At 44.6% G+C, this 21123-nt stretch carries 22 protein-coding genes; 10 read left to right on the forward strand and 12 right to left on the reverse strand.

Going from position 1 to position 21123, the window contains the following annotated elements; genetic code table 11:
* Positions 1-276: 276 nt before the first annotated feature.
* Positions 277-1431, forward strand: coding sequence for a 2-octaprenyl-3-methyl-6-methoxy-1,4-benzoquinol hydroxylase (locus ACQEXT_RS13210; protein WP_138973395.1), 1155 nt, complete (start codon positions 277-279; stop codon positions 1429-1431).
* Between the two features lie 62 nt (positions 1432-1493).
* On the opposite strand, the gene crr is transcribed toward ACQEXT_RS13210, so the two are convergent.
* The 5 genes from crr to cysZ all read right to left on the reverse strand — a co-directional run bounded on the left by crr (position 1494) and on the right by cysZ (position 6550).
* On the reverse strand, positions 1494-2003 hold the full coding sequence (crr, locus tag ACQEXT_RS13215) for a PTS glucose transporter subunit IIA (RefSeq protein WP_138973394.1): 510 nt from the start codon (positions 2001-2003) through the stop codon (positions 1494-1496).
* 105 nt (positions 2004-2108) lie between these two features.
* On the reverse strand, positions 2109-3833 hold the full coding sequence (ptsI, locus tag ACQEXT_RS13220) for a phosphoenolpyruvate-protein phosphotransferase PtsI (RefSeq protein WP_426952438.1): 1725 nt from the start codon (positions 3831-3833) through the stop codon (positions 2109-2111).
* Positions 3834-3969: 136 nt separating this feature from the next.
* Positions 3970-4227 (reverse strand): HPr family phosphocarrier protein, encoded by a 258-nt coding sequence (locus tag ACQEXT_RS13225; protein WP_004415108.1) that lies wholly within the window; start codon positions 4225-4227, stop codon positions 3970-3972.
* 299 nt (positions 4228-4526) lie between these two features.
* Positions 4527-5495, reverse strand: a complete 969-nt coding sequence (cysK, locus tag ACQEXT_RS13230; protein ID WP_331416078.1) for a cysteine synthase A — start codon at positions 5493-5495, stop codon at positions 4527-4529.
* 317 nt (positions 5496-5812) lie between these two features.
* Positions 5813-6550, reverse strand: coding sequence for a sulfate transporter CysZ (gene cysZ / locus ACQEXT_RS13235; RefSeq protein ID WP_331416077.1), 738 nt, complete (start codon positions 6548-6550; stop codon positions 5813-5815).
* A gap of 205 nt (positions 6551-6755) precedes the next feature.
* On the opposite strand from cysZ, the gene zipA reads away from it, so the two are divergent.
* From zipA to ACQEXT_RS13255, 4 genes are all read left to right on the forward strand, one after another.
* The gene (gene zipA, locus ACQEXT_RS13240) at positions 6756-7634 is read left to right on the forward strand and encodes a cell division protein ZipA (protein ID WP_138973390.1); all 879 of its coding nucleotides are present in this window, start codon (positions 6756-6758) and stop codon (positions 7632-7634) included.
* Between the two features lie 177 nt (positions 7635-7811).
* Positions 7812-9821: an NAD-dependent DNA ligase LigA gene (ligA, locus tag ACQEXT_RS13245; RefSeq protein WP_331416076.1), complete on the forward strand. Its 2010-nt coding sequence runs from the start codon at positions 7812-7814 to the stop codon at positions 9819-9821.
* A 495-nt stretch (positions 9822-10316) separates the two neighbouring features.
* Entirely contained in the window at positions 10317-11474 is a 1158-nt protein-coding gene (locus tag ACQEXT_RS13250) for a porin (protein ID WP_426952442.1), read from the forward strand.
* A 118-nt stretch (positions 11475-11592) separates the two neighbouring features.
* A complete protein-coding gene (locus ACQEXT_RS13255) occupies positions 11593-12402 on the forward strand; it encodes a DUF2057 domain-containing protein (protein ID WP_426952444.1) in 810 nt (269 codons plus the stop codon).
* 32 nt (positions 12403-12434) lie between these two features.
* Here ACQEXT_RS13255 and ACQEXT_RS13260 read toward each other — a convergent pair whose 3' ends face one another.
* From ACQEXT_RS13260 to ACQEXT_RS13280, 5 genes are all read right to left on the reverse strand, one after another.
* Positions 12435-12911 (reverse strand): NfeD family protein, encoded by a 477-nt coding sequence (locus ACQEXT_RS13260; protein ID WP_426952446.1) that lies wholly within the window; start codon positions 12909-12911, stop codon positions 12435-12437.
* An 8-nt stretch (positions 12912-12919) separates the two neighbouring features.
* Positions 12920-13843, reverse strand: a complete 924-nt coding sequence (locus ACQEXT_RS13265) for an SPFH domain-containing protein (RefSeq protein WP_331416072.1) — start codon at positions 13841-13843, stop codon at positions 12920-12922.
* A gap of 140 nt (positions 13844-13983) precedes the next feature.
* Positions 13984-14838 (reverse strand): co-chaperone YbbN, encoded by an 855-nt coding sequence (locus tag ACQEXT_RS13270; protein WP_138973384.1) that lies wholly within the window; start codon positions 14836-14838, stop codon positions 13984-13986.
* A gap of 326 nt (positions 14839-15164) precedes the next feature.
* Positions 15165-15992 carry an SDR family oxidoreductase gene (locus ACQEXT_RS13275; RefSeq protein ID WP_426952448.1) on the reverse strand — a complete coding sequence of 276 codons (828 nt, stop codon included), beginning with the start codon at positions 15990-15992 and terminating at the stop codon, positions 15165-15167.
* Positions 15993-16035: 43 nt separating this feature from the next.
* Entirely contained in the window at positions 16036-16950 is a 915-nt protein-coding gene (locus tag ACQEXT_RS13280) for a TIGR01777 family oxidoreductase (RefSeq protein ID WP_331416070.1), read from the reverse strand.
* Positions 16951-17176: 226 nt separating this feature from the next.
* Here ACQEXT_RS13280 and ACQEXT_RS13285 point away from each other — a divergent pair, with 226 nt between their 5' ends.
* From ACQEXT_RS13285 to yfcE, 5 genes are read left to right on the forward strand one after another with little or no spacing between them, the layout of a single operon-like run.
* The gene (locus ACQEXT_RS13285) at positions 17177-17911 is read left to right on the forward strand and encodes a DUF1538 family protein (protein WP_426952450.1); all 735 of its coding nucleotides are present in this window, start codon (positions 17177-17179) and stop codon (positions 17909-17911) included.
* Positions 17908-18702: a DUF1538 domain-containing protein gene (locus ACQEXT_RS13290; protein WP_426952452.1), complete on the forward strand. Its 795-nt coding sequence runs from the start codon at positions 17908-17910 to the stop codon at positions 18700-18702. Before ACQEXT_RS13285 ends, ACQEXT_RS13290 begins: the two co-directional genes overlap by 4 nt.
* Complete coding sequence (locus ACQEXT_RS13295; RefSeq protein WP_331416068.1) at positions 18692-19042, forward strand: P-II family nitrogen regulator; 351 nt, start codon at positions 18692-18694, stop codon at positions 19040-19042. Before ACQEXT_RS13290 ends, ACQEXT_RS13295 begins: the two co-directional genes overlap by 11 nt.
* Entirely contained in the window at positions 19039-19443 is a 405-nt protein-coding gene (locus ACQEXT_RS13300; protein WP_331416067.1) for a CBS domain-containing protein, read from the forward strand. Before ACQEXT_RS13295 ends, ACQEXT_RS13300 begins: the two co-directional genes overlap by 4 nt.
* 50 nt (positions 19444-19493) lie before the next feature.
* Positions 19494-20048, forward strand: coding sequence for a phosphodiesterase (gene yfcE / locus ACQEXT_RS13305; RefSeq protein WP_426952454.1), 555 nt, complete (start codon positions 19494-19496; stop codon positions 20046-20048).
* A gap of 28 nt (positions 20049-20076) precedes the next feature.
* On the opposite strand, the gene ACQEXT_RS13310 is transcribed toward yfcE, so the two are convergent.
* Together ACQEXT_RS13310 and ACQEXT_RS13315 are read right to left on the reverse strand one after the other, a co-directional pair.
* Positions 20077-20355: a SelT/SelW/SelH family protein gene (locus ACQEXT_RS13310; protein WP_138973376.1), complete on the reverse strand. Its 279-nt coding sequence runs from the start codon at positions 20353-20355 to the stop codon at positions 20077-20079.
* Between the two features lie 11 nt (positions 20356-20366).
* Positions 20367-21122, reverse strand: coding sequence for a sulfite exporter TauE/SafE family protein (locus tag ACQEXT_RS13315; RefSeq protein ID WP_138973375.1), 756 nt, complete (start codon positions 21120-21122; stop codon positions 20367-20369).
* Between the last annotated feature and the right edge of the window lies 1 nt (position 21123).

Below are 21123 nucleotides of genomic sequence, written 5' to 3' on the forward strand. Positions count from 1 at the left end.
TCGTTAGTTTAAATTAAGGGAGCAAATCGCCCAATATTTCCAGTGAGTCACTCGCATCTACATGCTTGGGTGACCTTATTTTAGCCGCCATCTCGGCGGTAAGCCGCGTATTGTACTGCTTTAAAAACCTACTGACTAGTGTTGGTGCAAAAACAGTTAAACCCCATATTGCGCAAGGGGTTTGCCCTGATAGTGGGTAAGGTTTTTCGTTACATTTTGGTAATGAAAACGTACAATAAAAAACAGTCAATTTATCAAGTAATTGAAGTGCAAAATATGAGCAGATTTGATGTCGCAGTTATCGGTGGTGGTATGGTTGGAGCTGCAGTTGCAGTGGGCTTCGCTAAACAGGGGCGGAAGGTAGTTGTTGTCGAAGGCACAGCACCTGAAGAGTTCTCCCCTGAGCAACCTATGGATATACGTGTTTCTGCGATATCACAGCATTCGGTCGATATTTTGAGTGAGCTTGGGGCTTGGCATACGACATCACAAATGCGCGTGTGTCCATACCGCCGTTTAGAGACGTGGGAGCATCCTGAGTGCCGAACCCGTTTTCATTGCGACGAACTTGGTATGGATCGTCTGGGTTATATTGTTGAAAATCGCCTGATTCAGCTTGGATTGTGGGCTCAGTTCTCCCACTACTCGAATATTAGTTTACGCTGTCCAGATACCTTATCTGATATTGAGTTTGGTGAAGTATCGAAAGTGACTCTCAGCTCTGGAGAAGAACTGGTGGTTGACTTGGTGGTTGGCGCTGATGGAGCGAATTCAAAGGTTCGTGATCTAGCGGGGATAGGGGTTACCGCGTGGGATTACCGCCAGCACTGTATGCTAATCAACGTAAAAACTGAGATCGAACAGCAAGATATTACGTGGCAACAGTTCACCCCATCAGGCCCTCGTTCCTTTTTGCCATTATGTGGCAATCAAGGTTCACTGGTTTGGTATGATTCACCAAAGCGCATCAGGCAGTTATGTGCGATGACGCCAGCACAACTTCGAGAAGAAGTATTGGCTTACTTTCCTGCGGAATTGGGCGATATCGAAGTGCTTCAATACGGTTCGTTTCCGTTAACGCGCCGTCATGCTCAACGCTATTCTGCATTAGGCTGTGTGTTAGTCGGTGATTCTGCACATACTATCAATCCATTAGCTGGACAGGGTGTGAATCTTGGATTTAAAGATGTCGAAGCGCTGCTGACGGCCACTCAAAATCACGAGGTATTAACTCAATCCTTACTTGTGCAATATGAACGTAATAGGCGTTATGACAACTTGCTAATGCAATCCGGGATGGATTTTTTCTATAAGGGTTTCAGCAATGATTTTGCGCCGCTTAAACTGTTAAGAAATGCGGCACTTAAGGTCGCTGAGAATGCTGGACCTCTGAAAACTCAAGTGCTGAAATATGCCTTGGGGTTGAAGTAGCAAAATAAGCAAAAAAAAACGCAGCCATCAGCTGCGTTTTTTAATATCTAGCTAAGTAAAAATTACTTAGTTACACGTAGAACTGGAGTTTCACCAACAGTTACAGAACCAGAAAGCTTGTTCAGCTCTTTGATTTCGTCCATGTTAGAGATAACAACTGGAGTAAGAGTAGACTTTGCTTTCTCTTCAAGTAGTGCTAGATCGAACTCAATGATAGTGTCGCCAGCTTTCACTGCTTGACCTTCTTCAGCGATACGCTTGAAGCCTTCACCTTTCAGCTCAACAGTGTCGATACCGAAGTGAACAAATAGCTCTACACCATCGTCAGATTCGATAGAGAACGCGTGGTTCGTTTCGAAGATCTTACCGATAGTACCGTTTACAGGAGCTACCATTTTGTTACCAGCAGGTTTGATAGCAATACCATCACCAACGATTTTTTCAGCAAAAACAACATCTGGCACATCTTCGATGTTTACGATTTCACCAGATAGAGGTGCGATGATTTCGATTGCACCAGCGTCAGCGCTGTCGTCAGATACTAGCTTCTTAAGTTTGTCAAACAGACCCATTGTGTCATGCTCCTAACGTTTTCATTTAATTCTGTCGAATTATAGTATACCAATATAGAGAGATAGACGACTTTTTTTACCGTCTATCTCATTGGAATTAGTTGGTTATTGAGTTTTCTCAGCGATGAATTTCTCAACAACTGCTTCGATCTCAGCTGCAGTTGGTAGAGATAGAGCTTCTTCCGCCATCGCTTTCACTTCTGCGAAGTTAGAGTTACGAATAACTTTCTTCACTTTAGGAATAGAGATACCGCTCATAGAGAACTCATCTAAGCCCATGCCTAGTAGAAGTAGCGTAGCGCGCTCATCGCCCGCAAGCTCACCACACATACCAGTCCACTTACCTTCAGCGTGAGATGCATCGATAACTTGCTTGATCACGGTTAGTACAGCTGGAGACAGTGGGTTGTATAGGTGAGAAATCATCTCGTTACCACGGTCAACGGCTAGCGTGTATTGAGTTAGGTCGTTAGTACCGATAGAGAAGAAAGCCACTTCTTTTGCTAGGTGGTGTGCAATCGCTGCTGCTGCTGGTGTTTCAACCATGACACCGATTTCGATGTTTTCGTCGAATGCAAGACCTTCTGCACGTAGTTCAGCTTTGTACTCTTCGATAGCGTTTTTCAGTTCACGGATTTCTTCAACAGAGATAATCATTGGGAACATGATGCGCAGTTTACCGTGCGCAGATGCGCGTAGGATACCACGTAGCTGATCACGTAGGATTTCACGACGATCTAAGCTGATACGCACTGCACGCCAGCCTAGGAACGGGTTCATCTCTTGAGGAAGATCCATGTACGGCAGATCTTTATCGCCACCGATATCCATAGTACGGATGATCACTGACTCACCGTTCATAGCTTCAGCGACTTCTTTGTAAGCCTGGTATTGCTCTTCTTCAGTTGGAAGCGCATCACGGTCCATGAAGAGGAACTCTGTACGGTACAGACCAACACCTTCACCACCGTTACGGATGATGCCGTCACAGTCTTTAACAGTACCGATGTTACCGCAAACTTCTACGCGGTGACCGTCTAGAGTCTCAGCGTGTAGATCTTTCAGTTTAGCAAGTTCTTCTTTCTCAGCGATGAAAGCGGCTTTAACAGCTTTTGCTTCTTCTAGCTCAGCATCAGAAGGGTTGATAACGATCTTGTTGTTCATCGCATCAAGAATCAGCATGTCGCCGTTCTTAACTTGTTTAGTGATGTCGTTAGTACCAACGATAGCTGGAAGCTCAAGAGAGCGCGCCATGATAGATGTATGAGAGGTACGACCACCGATGTCACAAGCGAAACCAAGAACGTAGTCTAGGTTGATTTGCGCAGTTTCAGATGGTGTTAGGTCGTAAGCGACTAGGATCACTTGTTCGTTAATATCGCTTAGCGAAACAATGTTGATGCCTAGAGCATTTTTAACAAAACGAGAGCCAATATCACGGATATCAGTTGCTCGCTCTTTTAGATATTCGTCGTCTAGAGATTCTAGCGCCGATGCTTGCTCTTCGATAACCGTGTAGATCGCGTTATCAGCGTGCATCTTGTCATTTTTAATCAGTGCTAGGATTTCTTCCTCTAGCTCTTCGTCTTCAAGAAGCATGATATGACCTTCAAAGATCGCTTCTTTCTCTTCACCGAAGGTTTCAAGTGCTTTCTGCTTAACAGTTTCTAACTGAGCAGATGATTTGTTGCGAGCGTCATAGAAACGCGCAACTTCTGCTTCAACTTGATCATCAGAAATGGTGTTTGTGTTTAGGACAATTTCATCTTCTTGAAGTAGTAGTGCTTTACCGATAGCAATACCAGGAGATGCTAGGATGCCTGAAATCATAGCCTTACCTTAAATTGGTCAACTTTAAAACGGGAGATAATGAGTGCGCTAACGAATAGTTGTAGCTTATATTTTGGCCTATTTCCAACAAAGCCATTTTGCGTTGGCAAAATGGCTTTGAAAATAGGAGACCGAATTAATGTAGTTGATCCATTAGAGCAACTAGGTGGTCAACAGCTTGTTGAGCTTGTGGGCCCTCAGCTGAGATAGAAACTACTGTACCTTTAACTAGGCCAAGAGTTTGTAGCTTGAAAAGGCTCTTCGCGCTAGCGCTTTTGCCGTTAGAAGTCACAGTGATGTCCGCGTCGAATGCTTTAGCTTCTTTAACGAACTGTGCAGCTGGACGAGTGTGAAGGCCGTTTTCTGCAGTGATTTCTACTTGCTTCTCGTACATGTTATATACCCCAATTGATTTATATTTTGATAGTTTCTTAACCAGAATCAGCTTAACTCCAATTATAGTATTCCGCTAGTTGCAGAACGTTCAATTCGTGTCATAAGTGATACTGGTTGTAAATTTAACAATTGCGCTTTCAATCTTTGCTGTCATTCGCAATTGAGATGAATTCTTATCTGGCTTTTATTTTGAAGCTAGAAATAAAACAGTCCTGATATTACCAAAGGTGAGGCAGGGATCAACAAAAAAGCCCCTGAATGGGGCTTTTTTAGACGAAAAATTGATTTCGACACATATTACTGTTGGTTCTCTTTCTCAGTAAAGATGCCAGCAAATAGGGCAGTGCTCAAGTAACGTTCACCTGAACTTGGTAGGATGGTAACGATGGTTTTTCCTTCAAATTCAGGAAGTTCTGCAAGGCGGTTGGCTGCAACCACTGCCGCGCCAGAAGAGATACCCGCTAGGATACCTTCCTCTTCCATTAGGCGACGAGCCATCGCAATCGCTTCATCAGAAGTCACGGCTTCAACACGGTCAATTATCTCTAAATCGAGGTTTCCTGGAATGAAACCAGCACCGATACCCTGAATTTTGTGTGGTGCAGGCTGGATTTCGTCACCCGCTAGCGCTTGAGCGATAACTGGAGATTCAGCTGGCTCTACCGCGACAGAGACAATGTTCTTGCCTTTTTCGCCCTTAATGTAACGGCTCGTACCTGTGATAGTACCGCCAGTACCAACACCCGCAACGAATACGTCAATTTGACCGTCAGTGGCATCCCAAATCTCAGGTCCGGTTGTTTTTTCGTGAACCTGCGGGTTTGCTGGGTTGTTGAATTGCTGAAGAAGCAAGTACTTATCAGGATTGCTAGCAACAATTTCTTCTGCTTTAGCAATTGCCCCTTTCATCCCTTTTGCTGCTTCAGTCAGTTCTAAGTTTGCACCTAGAGCTTTTAGCAACTTACGGCGTTCTAGACTCATTGACTCAGGCATTGTAAGAGTCAGCTTGTAACCACGAGCTGCTGCAACGAAGGCTAGAGCAATACCAGTGTTACCACTCGTTGGTTCAACAAGCTCTACGCCTGGTTTAAGAGTACCAGCCTTTTCTGCTTCCCAAATCATGTTTGCACCGATACGACATTTAACGCTGAAGCTCGGGTTGCGTGCTTCGATTTTCGCTAACACCTTACCGTTACTTACTTTGTTTAGGCGTACTAGAGGAGTGTTACCAATAGTTTGAGAATTGTCTTCGTAGATTTTGCTCATGGTGTGATCCTTCATCTTTGTTTCAGTCTGCTTGATAGTTATCAAACAGAAGTATGTATGGAGATAATTTATTGGGTAGAGATTAGGACAGCTTGAAAAATGAGAAAAGGATTAAATAGTTATATGATATGAAAGGGTGAGAGGAAGGAGCGGGCTTCGCCCTAAAGAACGCTTCGCTCCGAGAGCGGACTTCTTGCTGAGAGAATTTAGATCGGGCTCCGCCCAGCGAGATGTGTGGGCAGAGAGTGAGTTGATAGAACCTTTATTGTTAAGGATGTTGACAGGACTCGTGCCTTCAGAGAGATAACCTCTCGCCTCTATTTTTTGAACTCCGATACCCACATTGAGGTCGCACCACATACAGCGACAGGCATCACGACAAGGTTTAAGATAGGAATCGTCGTAAATACCGACACCAGTGCGCCAAAGCTATATGCCTTCCCTTGTTTTTGTTTCAAATTGTAACGCATCTCGTTAAAGGAGACTTTGTGATTGTCAAACGGGTAGTCACAATACTGAATCGCTAAAATCCAAGCTGTAAATATAAACCAGAGTATTGGGCCCATTGTTTGGCCTAGAGCTGGGATGAGCAGGAGCAAAAATAAACCAATTGCCTTTGGCAGGACATAGACCAACTTGCGCCATTCTCGCGCAAGGATCCTTGGTGTATCTTTCACTACCGCCAGCATTCCATCGTCATTAACTTTTTGTCCAGTGAGGTAAACTTCTACTTTTTCAGCCAGCAGCCCATTAAAGGGAGCGGCGATGAAGTTTGCTAGAGTACTAAAAAAGTATGAAAACGTAGCCAGTATAGTTAACACAAGCAAAGGCCATAAAAGGTAGCTCAACCAAGAAAGAAACTCTGGCAATTGCCCTAGCAACTGCTCAATCCACATATCTAGGTGAGAGAAAAGATAAAATAGGGCACCACCGACCAGTAGGACATTGGCCAACAGAGGTAAAACAACAAACTGGCGAATGCCAGGAGTGAGCGCCAATTCCAAGCCATGAAAGAAATAGCCAAATCCAGAACGCTGTCGAATATGTGTATTCATAGTGATTTTTAGTGGTTTAAAAACGAACGTATTCTATCTTATCAAGAAAAAAGCGTGTTCAAAATCACAACATTATCAGAACTTCTAACATTAAGTTGTTCTAAAACGGGCCAGAGTTTTGGTAGAGTAACTTAGATATAGGTTTAAACAGATTCAATCTAAGCAATGTTATCGCATTGTCTTATTGAACAAATGAGAGCTAAACATGCAGGAACTGCGATTTGTACTCATAATTGTTGGAGCATTAGCGATTGCCGCTCTTTTGTTCCATGGTTTATGGACAAGTAAAAAAGAAGGTAAGACCAAGTTTGGAAGTAAGCCACTTGGTAAGTTAGATGTCGAAAATGAAGAGTCGGACGTAGTACCTGAACGAGCCTTTGCTCCAGAAGACGATTTCGAGATTATCAAAAAAGAGCGTAAAGAGCCGGGATTTGTTGCGCAGGAAGAAGTGATAGCGGATCCGTTGATTGATAGTTATCAAGATCTTGAGCAAGCAGAGCCTGTGCAACCTGCTAAGAGAGAAGACGAGCTAGAGCTGGAGGTACCATCCATTTCAACTCAAGTGTTGGATGAGATTGAACCGATTGGCGACACGAGCATCGAAATAGCTGCCGAGTCTGAAGCTTTGGAAGTTAAAGAAGCAGACCGTGTTGAAGAAGCACCATTAGAAGTGATTGTGCTTAATGTGCACTGCTCGGGTGATGAGCCTTTTATTGGCACTAAACTGTTTGAAAGTATGCAGCAGAATGGCCTAATTTACGGTGAGATGGATATTTTCCACCGACATGCAGATCTTTCTGGGACTGGAAAAGTGTTATTTAGCGTTGCCAATATGATGCAGCCAGGGACGTTGCAGCATGATGATCCTGCAGAGTTTTCTACAAAAGGCATCTCGTTCTTTATGACACTACCATGTTACGGTGACCCAGATCCAAACTTCAAACTGATGCTAAAAACGGCACAGCAAATTGCTGACGATCTTGGTGCGAATGTACTCGACGATGCGAGAAACTTAATGACGCCAAATCGTATCGATGCTTACAAAGCTCAAATCCAAAAGTTTAAGGCCGCCGCTACAGCGTAGTGGTGTTACCACGAACCCCAATTTAAAGGCTCCTAAATGGAGCCTTTATTATTTTTGATTACAGCTTGAGGCTATTGATAACTTGTACTGGCATGGTCATACTTCATGGCAACTAAATTGCCGTACTGCATATCAATGCGGTCTGTAATTCAAACTAGATAAAAATCAGAGTTAGTTATGTCGCAACAGATTCAAGAAAAACTAAACCAGTTACGTGAAAGCCTGCATTATCACGGTGTAAAGTATTACGTAGAGGATAGTCCCGAAATTCCAGATGCCGAGTATGATCGCTTGATGCGCGAGCTGATGGACATTGAGGCCCAGCATCCTGACCTAGTAACACTTGACTCTCCAAGCCAGCGTGTTGGCGGTGCTCCATTAGATGGCTTTGATTCTGTCAGCCATGAGATCCCAATGCTATCTCTCGACAACGCGTTCGATGATGGCGAACTTGACGCGTTTAACAAGCGTATGTCTGATCGACTCACTGGTACTCAGATAGACACATTTTGTTGTGAGCCTAAGCTTGATGGCCTTGCGGTAAGCCTTCTCTACGTGAATGGTCTATTTGTTCAAGCGGCAACTCGCGGTGATGGTGCCACAGGAGAAAACATCACGGAAAATGTGCGCACGATTAAAGCGATCCCTTTGAAGTTGCAAGGAGAAGGCTGGCCGGAGCGACTTGAGGTGCGTGGTGAAGTGTTTATGCCTAAAGAAGGTTTTGCCAAGCTCAATGAACAGGCACTAAAAAAAGGTGACAAAGTCTTTGTTAATCCTCGCAATGCCGCAGCGGGTAGTTTACGTCAGCTTGATTCTCGCATTACGGCTAAGCGCCCGTTGAGCTTTTATGCCTATAGCGTGGGCGTGGTAGAGGGGACGTCATTATCAGAAAGTCATTACGAGCGATTTCTCCAATTAAAAGGCTGGGGGCTGCCGATGTGTCCAGAAACTCGACGGGTAGCAAATCTCGATCAAGTTAAGGATTACTATCGCGATATTCTCAATCGCCGAGATCAACTGCCGTATGAAATTGATGGCGTTGTAATCAAAGTGGATAATATTGCTATCCAAGAGCAACTAGGCTTCGTCGCTAGAGCTCCACGCTGGGCCATTGCTTACAAGTTTCCTGCGCAAGAAGAAATAACTCTTTTAAATGATGTTGAGTTCCAAGTTGGACGCACTGGCGCCATTACGCCAGTAGCAAAACTAGAACCTGTCTTTGTCGGTGGTGTTACGGTCAGCAATGCCACTTTACATAACGCGGATGAAATCGCTCGTCTAGGCGTAAAAATTGGTGATAGTGTTGTCATTCGCCGAGCTGGCGATGTTATTCCACAGATTGTCTCAATTGTTTTAGACCGCCGTCCGCAAAACGCTCAAGAGATCGTGTTTCCAACTCTTTGTCCAGTATGTGGCTCCGCTGTTGAGCGTGTCGAAGGTGAAGCTGTTGCTCGCTGTAGCGGCGGCTTAGTGTGTCAGGCTCAACGTAAGGAAGCACTTAAACACTTCGTATCGAGAAAGGCGCTTGATGTCGATGGTTTAGGTGAAAAGGTCATCGAACAACTTGTGGATCGCGAGATGGTCGAAACTCCTGCTGATCTGTTTAAACTTTCTGCTGGTGTGATAACCGTGCTCGATCGAATGGGGCCCAAATCGGCGCAAAATGTCGTGGATGCGTTATCTAAAGCCAAAGCCACCACCTTGCCTCGATTCCTATATTCGTTGGGGATTCGTGAAGTAGGTGAGGCAACGGCGGCAAACCTAGCTCAACATTTCAAATCATTGGAAGCGGTGCAATCGGCGAGTCATGAAGAACTTATCGAAGTTCAAGATATTGGTGGTATTGTTGCGAGTCATATCACGGCTTTTTTTGCTCAGGATAAAAACAAACTGGTGATAGATGAACTGCGTGCTCAAGGTGTTCATTGGCCAGATATTGAAGCGAAAGACTCAAGTGCCCCTCAACCTTTGGCTGGCAAGATAGTTGTATTAACTGGTTCGTTGTCGCAGCTAACGAGAACGGATGCAAAAGCCGCCTTAGAGGGGCTTGGCGCAAAAGTGACCGGTAGTGTGTCTAAGAAAACGGATATTCTTTTTGCTGGCGACAACGCCGGCTCTAAGCTCGCGAAGGCGCAGGAACTGGGTGTGGAAATTCGCACAGAAGCAGACTTAATTGCCTTAATGTAACACTGAAAAAAATGATGAAAGCCACCGTTATGGTGGCTTTTTTTTTGTTTGTAATTAATAGGGCTTTTTTGTCTAGGTTGGGCGTATTTTTGCGTCTGTGAAGCTGGTCAATAAAATTGAAATTTATCTTCTTTTGACAAAAAAATGCGATGCACTTCAATGTGATTTTTGACTTTTTTATATGTAAGTGTCTGTTTTTTATATTTTAATTTGTTTTTTGATTAACGGTGTATGCTTATTGTCGATCTAGATCACTCGTTTGATAAAACTTTGTGGCTGGTCATATTTTTTTATATGAAAATTAAGTTCTGATTGATGTTTTTTGCCGCGAAGTTAGTCTGTAGCCATGGATACACGGTGTGTATGCAGGAAATAGAGGGCTAACAATTAATGACTAACTTGCAGCTCTCAGATAGGAAATGATTTCTCCCTTCGGCGGCCAACTTAAGGTGAGAAAAAAATAAGACAGCTATATCCATTTTTAGGAGTTTTTCCATGGACAAAATGTTTAAACGTACTCTTCTTGGTGCTGCAGTAGCATTCGCTTCAACTAGCGCTATGGCAGCAGAGACATCTCAAGTCGGTATTATTTCAGACTTCAACGTTCAAGCTTACGGTGTGGCGGCAATCTCTGTTGTTAACTACGACCAAGATGAAACAAACATGAGCACTGGTGTTGTAACCGATAAAAGTACAGGTTACGACTACGAGAATGAATCACGTATTGGTTTCCGTGCTAGTAAAGATATGTTCGATAACGTAAATGTTTTCATGCAAATCGAATCAGGTTATGTTGGTGAAAACGGTACAGGTGCCACTCTTGGTAACCGTGATACGTTCCTAGGTTTGCAAGGTGACTGGGGTAAAGTTCGTTTCGGTCGTATGTTGACACCTATGTATGAAATCATTGACTGGCCATACTCAAACCCAGGTCTGGGTGCTGCTTTCGACTGGGGTGGTGATGTGAAGTTTAACCGTGATCGTCAAGGTGATATGGCGCGTTACGATTCTGTGGATCACAACGGCTTCAGCTTTGCGCTAGCGACAGGTCGCGGTGAATCTAATGTGAAAGATAATTATTTCTACGGTGCTAACCTTCATTACAAACTAGCTGATAGCTTCACAATTCATGCTGGTGTAGAAAGTGAGCAAGATCGTTCAGTTTCAGCAAAAGTTGATGAGGCGTGGGCGTACTGTGCAACTCCATCTGGTTGTAAAGATTACGATGATCAAGATGTGACACAGGGTTCAAACTACCAAACTGCCGAAGCTGCAGACGCGGTTAGTGCAGATACTTTCGGTTATATCGTTGGCTTTGAAGCTTCACTACCAGCTGGCTTTGGTTTAGCAGCAGCGTATAAAGCGGGTGAGTCTAAAACTACTTCAGGTGTAACATCTGAACAGGCTTCTTACTCTGTTATTGGTCAGTACTGGAGTGGTCCATGGGGCTTTAAACTAGGCTACGCTGCAAACATGGAGTCAGAGAAAGCAGGTGTTAAGCAGAATGACGAAGATAGCATCGTTTCAGGTCAGCTAATGTACGTCCATAATGGCTTCGTGCCTTACGTTCGTGTTGCTCAACGCGACATTAAGTCAGATGGTAAAAACACAGAGACATTCGTTGTACGTGTAGGTCTAGAATACGGCTTCTAATTAGAGTTTTAGTAAATAGTGCACGCCGGTCATATTGGCCGGCGTTTGTTGTTTACTTTGTCGCTGTAAATACGAACAACGTTTCTTGATGTAGTAAAGCAATTCCAAGGTGATTTCTATGAATAAAGCATTATTGATTTCTTTTCCTTTCGTATTAGTTGGTTGTACCACTTTGGACGCGAATAGTGATTTTTCAGATGCGGTCAAACGTATTGAAAGTAAACAAACATACCAGATCGTTACTGGAAAAACGCTTACACCTGAAACCATTGATATTCAAGGTGGTCAGTTAGTCAAATCAACCTTAGAATTTAACTATGTAGCTCCATATGAAAACCAAAGCGCTCCAGCTTCATTCATCACAATGGAGCTACAGTATTTCAAAAATTATTCACAGTTTAGCTATGTCAATTTTAGTGAAAACAATTTAAAAGTAGACCTTGAATCTTACGCAGCTTCGGCAGAGACATGTAGTGATATCTGCACTACAACCCAATATCTGAAGTTTCCAGTCGACCAGTCCCTATTTATGGAGTCACTCGGTGAGGACTTAGTATTTGATGTTGCAGCATCTAAGAACTCTATATTTACCTTTTCTGTTCCAGCGAAATACATTGAGGCATTAGTTAAAAGTGGTAGCAACGGTACATTAGCCAACAAAAAGGTGGCCAGCAGCCCCGCTATAGTAACAAATCAGGCTACGGACTTTGAACCGCAATCTAAAGCATTGGAAATGTCCCAATATTGGTTTGAACAAATGAAAGCGGATGAACAGCAAAAGGCGGTAAATTGGGCTGTTGCGAATCGATCAGAGTCAAATACAGAGCTTTTTGGTAAGAGCAAAGAGGCAGAAATGTTTGGTTACTGGTACGAGAAAGCAGATCGAGAAGAACGTAAAGCGATAATAAAAAAACTACTCGACCTATAGTTGGTAAAAAGGGAGCTATATAGCTCCCTTTTTTAGGGGATTAGATCATTTTTGTTCAGTGGTTTAGCCTTAATAGTTAAAACAATACCATCTATTTTGATTATCTCTACCCAATGACCTGCACTTATACTGATCTCAGATCGTGCTGTCCAAGTCGTATCACCGACTTTTACTCGACCTTTACCCGCAGGGAAATCTTCATCGAGGACAAAAGTTTGACCCACTAACTGCTTACTTTTTTGATTGAGTTCGCGGTTGTCATCGGATGCGCGATCTGATCTAAATTGCCTGCGCCACCATAGCCATGTGGTTACCAAGGAAAATACGCCAAACGAGACCCACTGCAACTGCCAACTCATGGGTATCAAAGTCAGCAGAGCCCCAACCACCATTGCGGAAAGGCCTAACCAAAGTAAGTAGCCAGCGGTGCCGAGCAGTTCAAAAGCGAGCAGCACAAGCCCCAAGGCCAGCCAATGCCAGTAGTTAACAGTTTCAAGTAATTCCAGCAATTGAACCTCTATTTGTCTGTAGGTTTGTTGTGATTAAACATTTCAGCGATACCAGCGATCGAACCCATCAAGCCAGCGGCTTCGAGAGGCAACATGATAATCTTGCCGTTTTCTGCCTGACCAATTGATTTTAACGCCTCGGTATAACCTTGAGCAATGAAGTAATTGACGGCTTGCATGTCTCCTTTGGCGATCGCTTCAGAAACCATTGTGGTCGCACGAGCCTCCGCTTCGGCAGCTCGCTCACGAGCTTCTGCTTGAAGTATAGCGGCTTGTTTGTCACCCTCAGCTTTAAGAATCTCAGATTGTTTATGACCTTCTGCACGCAAGATTTCTGCTTGTCGAACCCCTTCAGCTTCAAGTACTTCAGCGCGTTTGTTACGCTCTGCTTTCATTTGCGCGTTCATCGCTGCGGTTAGATCGGCGGGTGGTTGTACGTCTTTGATTTCAATACGGGTTACTTTTACACCCCAAGGATTGGTTGCTTCATCAACGATTGCCAGTAACTTGGTGTTGATCATGTCGCGCTGGCTAAGCATCTCATCGAGTTCCATTGAGCCTAGCACTGTACGGATGTTTGTTAGGGTTAAATTACGAATGGCATGTTCGAGGTCGTTAACTTCATAGGCAGCCTGCGAGGCATCAATGACTTGAACGAAACAAACGGCATCAATAGTGACATTGGCGTTATCTTTGGAGATGACCTCTTGTGCGGGGATATCCAACACTCGTTCCATCATGTTGATTTTATGTCCAACTTGATCGATTAACGGAATGATTAAGTTAAGGCCTGGCTTTAGGGTATGTGTATAACGTCCAAAGCGCTCAACCGTCCAGTTATTGCCTTGAGGGACAGTTTTTACTCCTGCCACCACTAAGGCAATGGCGACGATGATGAAGACGCCAATAGTAATCAATGAATCAATAGCCATATTAGAGTTCCTTATGAGAGTCGTTTTATAATTGTTGCTTAATTGAACGACTGAAACAATGGCATAAGTGAGACCTAAAGGCGAGTTTTGACAAAATAAAAGCCGGAATGACCGGCTTTAAGTTTATGATTTAGAAGGCACTAATATAGCATTGAATACAATTGTCGGCGGTATTTACTGGCGATTGCATTTCCCTGTCCCAAAGCAGCAAGAATATCCATAAATGATTTTTTAATTTCACCATCAAGGGCATTCAGGTTGCCCTTTAGTGCTGACATTAACAATTCAAGCGCCTCTTCATCTCTGTTCACCTGATGGTAGCTGAGCGCGAGTTCGTTGGTGAGCTTTAAATCGTTTGGATCTGCTTCTAATGCTTGTTCCAGCAACTGGATCTCAGGGCTATTTGCAGCTTGGGCTTGCAGGTCGAGTTTGGCAATTAAGCCTTTGTAGTAGTTGTCTTGGTATTCAAGGGGGATGTGGTCAAGCAGCGCTCTCGCTTGCTGGTAATCTTTTCCTTCAATGTAGCAATCTGCAAGAGCCAACTTAACGTCGCCTTTTTGTTGAATCGCTGCATCTAATGATTCTAATAGCGGTAGCGCTTGTGCATGGTTACCTGTTTGGATCCACTCAAATGCTTGTTGTAGGTTGCGTTCGTCTTGGCTTGGCAGGTGTTTAGTCAGCATCTCTTGGATTGCTGAAATCGGCTGAGGGCCGCCCAGTCCATCAACGGGTTGACCATTCATAAACAGTGCAATCGTAGGCAAGGCTTGAACGCCAAACTGACTTGCAATCATCTGTTCTTGCTCACAGTTAAGCAGTGCCAGAGTAAATGCGCCGTTATATTGTTGGGCAAGTGTTTGCAGTTCAGGTATCACTTGTGAACTCTCTTGGCTCATTGGCGCCCAGAAGTGAATAAGCACAGGTGTTTGCATCGATTCTTCAAGTACTTGGCGGAAGTTCTGCTCATTGAGCTCAACAATAAATGGTGATTGCATGTAAGGTTTCCTTGCAACATGGTCTGTATAGACAAGATATGGGCGTGACAGGCTGAGTTCAAGTTAACGAGTTGAAATATCTCGTGACGAAAACAAGAACACCGCCTAGTGTAGGCGGTGTTCGTATTTCCCAAATGGGCAAGCGAAGGGTGTCTATAAAACGATAAACAACGTTAGTGCAACTCCTACACTTAGCCAGTTTAACTGTATTAAAGACATTGAGTTATTCCGAATAATGTAGCATTGGCAAAATCTGTATAAGGGTTTCCCCAAGCTTCAATATAGTGTCTCAATGTTACGAAATCATGACAGCCGCGTTAGTTATTTTACGCGGCATGCCACAATATTTTATCCAACAGCCGAGTGGGCAGAATCCGTTTGAGGACGGCAAAAACTTTAGTCGGGGTAGTAATCCGATAACGAATCTTTGGTTTGTTTGATTCAAGGGCATGGATGAGAGGACCAACACATGCGTCGGCTGGCAAGACAAAAGCATTGTTTGAACTTTGGCTATCAAGGCGAGACATTTGTTGCTGATATTGCTCGTGATGGACACTTGATTCAATGGTAATCCAGCGCTGGAATGCCTTTAAGGCATTGGCTCGAAATTGAGTTTCGATAGGGCCGGGTTCAATAAGACTGATATGAATGTTACTGCCTTTGAGTTCTAAACGTAATGTATCACTCCAACCTTCAAGTGCGAATTTAGAGGCGTTGTAAGCACCTCGGTACTTCATGGCTGCAAATCCGAGCACGGAGCTGTTCTGAATGATTCTTCCTGAACCTTGGCGGCGCATTGTGGGTAAGATTTCACACACTAGCTGATGCCAACCGAAAAAGTTACTCTCGAATTGTTCACGTAACCCGTCAGTAGGTAGATCTTCCAACGCTCCCGGTTGACCATACGCACCATTATTGAATAACGCGTCGAGCTTCCCATCGGTTAGCTCGAGAGTTTGTTTGACGGCGAGCTTGATGCTGTTGCTGTCATTGAGATCAAGTTGCAGACAAGTCAGTCCTTCGGAGCGTAACCTATCAACGTCAGCTTGTTTACGACAAGAGGCGATGACTTGATAACCACGCTTGTGTAAGGCATGGGCGCACGTATACCCGATGCCTGTTGAGCAACCGGTAATGAGAATGGATTTTTGCATTTCAAGTAATTAGTTGAGCGATAGTGAATTTTAGAGTACTGGATTACTCTTGGTGTTGTAACAGATTTTTTAGCGCTGGCTCAATACGTGAATAGCTAAAATGAAAACCCAGCTCAGTCAACTTTTTAGGTTTGGCTCGAATACTGTCAAACAACAACACGGAGCTTTCACCCATCGCTAAGGACATCAACCATTTAGGTGTTCGTAATAGGTGAGGGCGCTTTAAGGTTTTGGCTAGAGTCTGACTAAACAGCTTGTTTGTCACCGGATGTGGTGCACAGAAGTTAAACTCACCGTGTGCGTGAGGGGTTTCGAGTAAATAGATGATTCCTCTCACCATGTCTAGCATATGAATCCAAGGAATATACTGGCGTCCACTCCCTAGAGGACCACCTAAACCAAATCGATAGGGTGGTAGCATCTTAAGCAGTGCACCGCCTTGCGGGGATAGTACGACACCAGTGCGAAGAATACAGACACGCGTCATTTCGGAACGCGCGCGATTGGCTATTTGTTCCCACTTGCTACACACATGGTGAGGAAATCCACGATCGGAGACGTGCAAAGACTCATCGAAAGGGTGTTCTTGCTGATCGCCGTAATAGCCCACCGCAGAACCGCTGATCAATACGTCAGGGGGATTTGTGCTGGCATGAATCAATTCAACTAAATGCTCTGTTAATGACCAGCGACTGTCACAAATAATGTCTTTCTGCGTTTTACTCCAACGTTTATCCGCGATAGGTTCACCGGCTAAGTTAATTACCGCATCAAAATCGTTGAGATGTTGAAAGCGATCTAAGGTCGTTACGTAGGTCACGTTGCCCATATCGGTGTGGCTGAGTCTCTCTTTTGCCCTTTTGGGGTCGCGAGTAAGCAGTACAATCTCATGGGTGGTTAAGTGTTTGAGGAGTTCTCGGCCAATAAAACCTGTCCCACCTGTGAGCAGTACCTTCATTCCTTATCCTTTTATGATTCATGGCAACCTAAATTAGGTTTTACCATAGACAACTATTGTTACTAATTATAGCGACTTAGCATGAAAAGTGATCACATGTATCAATATCACAATTTTAACATTTTGTTACCTTTCTATTCCTCTACGTAGGGGCAGTCACAGCCGAAGTCGTATTTGTTTGCCATGCTAATAAGTAGGGGTATAGCACCGACGGACAGGAGGTTATGTGCAGGCAATGATAGCGTTAGCTAAGGCGCTACTTGGAAGTCTCAGGGATTTAATGCCTATTGTGGTTGTAATTGCTTTCTTTCAACTGGTGGTATTACAGGAACCCTTACCGAACTTAGTTTCAATCCTATTTGGCTTAGTGCTGGTGGTGTTCGGTCTGACCTTCTTCATCTTTGGTTTGGAAATGGGGCTCTTTCCTATAGGGGAGACGATGGCTCAGGCATTTGCTCGCAAAGGCAGTGTATTTTGGTTGCTGGCTTTCGCTTTTTGTTTAGGTTTTGGTACTACCGTCGCAGAGCCTGCACTTACCGCTGTTGCTGATGAAGCCGCAGAAGTGGCCGCTGAAGGAGGTATGATTGCCCACCATGAGCAAGCGATGGAAGATTACGCGAATGGATTGCGTTACACCGTTGCGCTTTCTGTCGGTATCGCGATTTTACTTGGTGTACTTCGAATTCTGAAAGGTTGGCCGATTCAATACATGATCATCGGTGGTTACATTGGAGTCGTGGTTCTGACTATGTTTGCGCCTCAAAGCATTATTGGCGTTGCCTACGACTCTGGCGGTGTGACCACTTCTACGATTACTGTACCTTTGGTTACGGCTTTAGGGGTAGGGCTTGCATCAGCGATTAAAGGACGCAATCCGATGATTGATGGATTCGGTTTAATTGCGTTTGCATCGCTACTTCCCATGATGTTCGTGATGGTCTACGGAATGGTGATCGCATGATCGAATGGTCCCACTTTATTGACGTTTTCATCGGTACCATCAGTGATGTTGTACCGATTGCGACGATTATATTTGGTTTTCAGTTTGCGGTATTGAGACGACCAGTTAACAACTTGCCTAAGGTCATTTTGGGCTTCTTCTATGTCATTCTTGGATTGTCGCTGTTTCTTATCGGCCTTGATTTTGCCTTATTCCCGCTGGGTGAAACCATGGCAACCCAGCTAACTGAGCCAAATTTTATTGCTGAGTTTCGTGTTTCGGTTGGCGAGAAAATTGAGTGGTTCGACTACTACTGGGTCTATTTGTTCGCATTCTTTATCGGCTTTAGCACGACCATAGCCGAACCCTCTTTAATCGCGGTGGCTATAAAAGCCAATCAGGTCTCGGGGGGCAGTATTAGCGTCAACGGTTTGAGAATTGCTGTTGCGCTAGGGGTTGCATTTGGTATTGCGTTGGGAAGCTATCGCATTGTTGCTGGAGACCCAATTCACTATTACATCATTGCTGGTTACGTCATTGTCGTTATCCAAACCTTCTACGCACCCCAATTAATCATTCCCCTCGCCTACGATTCAGGCGGGGTGACGACATCTACGGTTACCGTTCCTTTAGTGGCAGCGTTAGGGTTAGGGCTTGCTTCAACCGTACCGGGACGAAGTCCAATGATAGATGGGTTTGGACTAATTGCTTTTGCTAGTTTATTTCCGATGATCTCGGTCATGGGATACGCACAAATCACTCAGTGGCTCAACAAAGGTACTGAGCAGGAGGACAAAGAAAATGCGCTTTAAATTACTCGTTGCATTTGTTGAAGATAGTAAAACAGATGTTGTGCTGGACGCCGCTCGAAAGGCTGGGGCAACAGGGGCGACAGTGATAAATAATGCTCGTGGTGAGGGCCTAAATCAAAAAAGGACCTTTTTTGGTTTAACTCTAGATGTCCAAAAGGACGTATTGCTCTTTGTGGTTGAAGAACACTTATCAAGACACATCTTGGAGACGATTAATGAGGTGGGGGAGTTTGATCAGGAGTCCGGACAGGGGATTGCGATTCAGATCGATATTGAAGATGCGGTGGGTGTCGCCCATCAGGTCGAGAAACTAACAAAAGTTGTGGAGGATGAGATATGACAGAGCATGTGAAAGTCAGAGTGCGTGATGTAATGACTAGCAACTATGTCATTGTGGATGGCTTAACTACCGTTAAAGAGGGTATTCAACTAGCGCGCAGCCATGAAGTGAAAGCGCTGGTGGTCGACAAACGTAACGATGAAGATGAGTACGGCGTAGTGTTGATGAATGACATAGCCAAGAAGGTGCTCGCTCAGAATCGTTCTCCAGAACGCACCAATATTTACGAAATCATGACCAAACCCGCGTTGTCTGTTTCTCCTGACATGAATGTGAAGTATTGCGCTCGCTTGTTTGAACGTTTTGGTATCAGCCGTGCTCCCGTTATTGAACAAGGCAAAGTGGTTGGTATGGTCAGCTACAATAACATAGTGATAAACGGCATGGTTAGAGATGACTAATTGGGTCTCAGGGAGTAGAATCTGCAGCGTATTTTTGAGGAGATGATGTCGTGAAACTCTTTTTTGCCTCTGACCTGCATGGTTCTTTGCCTGCAACCGAACTTGTCTTGGATGCGTTTGAGCAATCTGGTGCGCAAACCTTATTTTTGCTGGGGGACACGTTAAATCATGGTCCCCGCAACCCTGTACCAGAAGGATATAACCCACAGCAAGTGAGTGAACGGCTTAATCAGTATGCTAAGCAAATCATTGCTGTTCGCGGAAATTGTGATAGTGAAGTGGATCAGATGCTACTTTCGTTTCCCATGATGATGGATTACGCCTGGGTTATGTTGGAAAGCGGTCAACGCCTATTTGTAACGCATGGTCACCTATACAACGCTGCTAATCGACCGCCACTAAAGGTTGGAGATGTGATTGTTCACGGGCACAGCCATATTCCGGCTGCTGAGTTAGATGGCGATCAGTATATCTTTAATCCTGGTTCTGCAACCTTTCCTCGGCAAGGTTACGAAGCAAGCTATGGCATGCTTGACGACTCTCAGTTGAAAGTCATGACATTTGACAATCAAGTGATGATGCAAACAACGATAGCGCCACGTTAATGGCGCAGTTGATGTTAGTTGAACGTCGTTACTTAGAATCAGAATGACCAAGATCGCGCTCAGGGTCGATCAGATCCCTGACGCGTTGTTTAAGCACTTTAGCTTCCGGAAAACCGCCATCGCGCTTACGTTCCCAAATCATCTTTCCATTGCAGTGGATCTCAAATCGTCCGCCTGTATCAGGGTGAAGAGTGAGTGACTCAATCTCTTCACTAAAGGTATGCAGTAACTCCTGACTGAGCCAAGTTGAACGGAGCATCCAGTTACACTGACGACAGTAGTAGATATTAATATTGGCTTTTTGCATGGTCCTTCCTTCTAGATAATTAATTTAATGCCGACAGCAAAGGTAAGCAGCTCGAAACACAGCTTGATTGCGCGATTGTTCACACGGGTCGTCAGGTAGGCTCCTAGCCCACCACCAATAAACGAGCCTAACAGCAAAGCGGGTAACCAAGGCCAGTAAACGGGAGCTCCAGCATGAACCATAGCGACACCCCCAATCCCATTCCAGAATAAACCAACACACAACATGGTTAACGCAACGGCTTGTTTATAGCTGTACCCAAACCAACGAACAAGAAAAATGGTCACTAAGAGACCAGAACCCGCGGTCAGCGAACCGTTGATAACGCCGATGACCATCATACCAATTCCACCTAGCGCCCAGCCAAAGTGATGACGGTTGCGTTGGATCTCTTGCTGGCCGAGTTGTGGCTTAAATCGAGAGTAGATTCCTAGAGCGAGTATCATCAGACCGAGAGCGGTTTCCGCGATTTGCTCTGGGATGAGAAGGACAATATTCGCACCGATAATGACGCCTAAGCTACCGACGATAACCAGATATAACGCAACCTTGTAGCTAAAGCTTTTGTGTTTGATATGGGTATAGGCGGCCCCAATGCCGAGCGCAACGCTGGCTATCTTATGGGTTGCTAGAGCAATCGAGAAAGGTAGACCTAAGAATATCAGTAATGGGAACTGAAGTAGTCCAGCGCCTCCGCCAGAGAGTGAGGCGAGAGTGTTAGCAATCAGAGAGCCAACAAATAGGCCAACAGTGTTTGTCCAATCCATG

The sequence above is a fragment of the Vibrio sp. TRT 29B02 genome (assembly GCF_050113655.1).
Classification (GTDB): Bacteria; Pseudomonadota; Gammaproteobacteria; order Enterobacterales; family Vibrionaceae; genus Vibrio.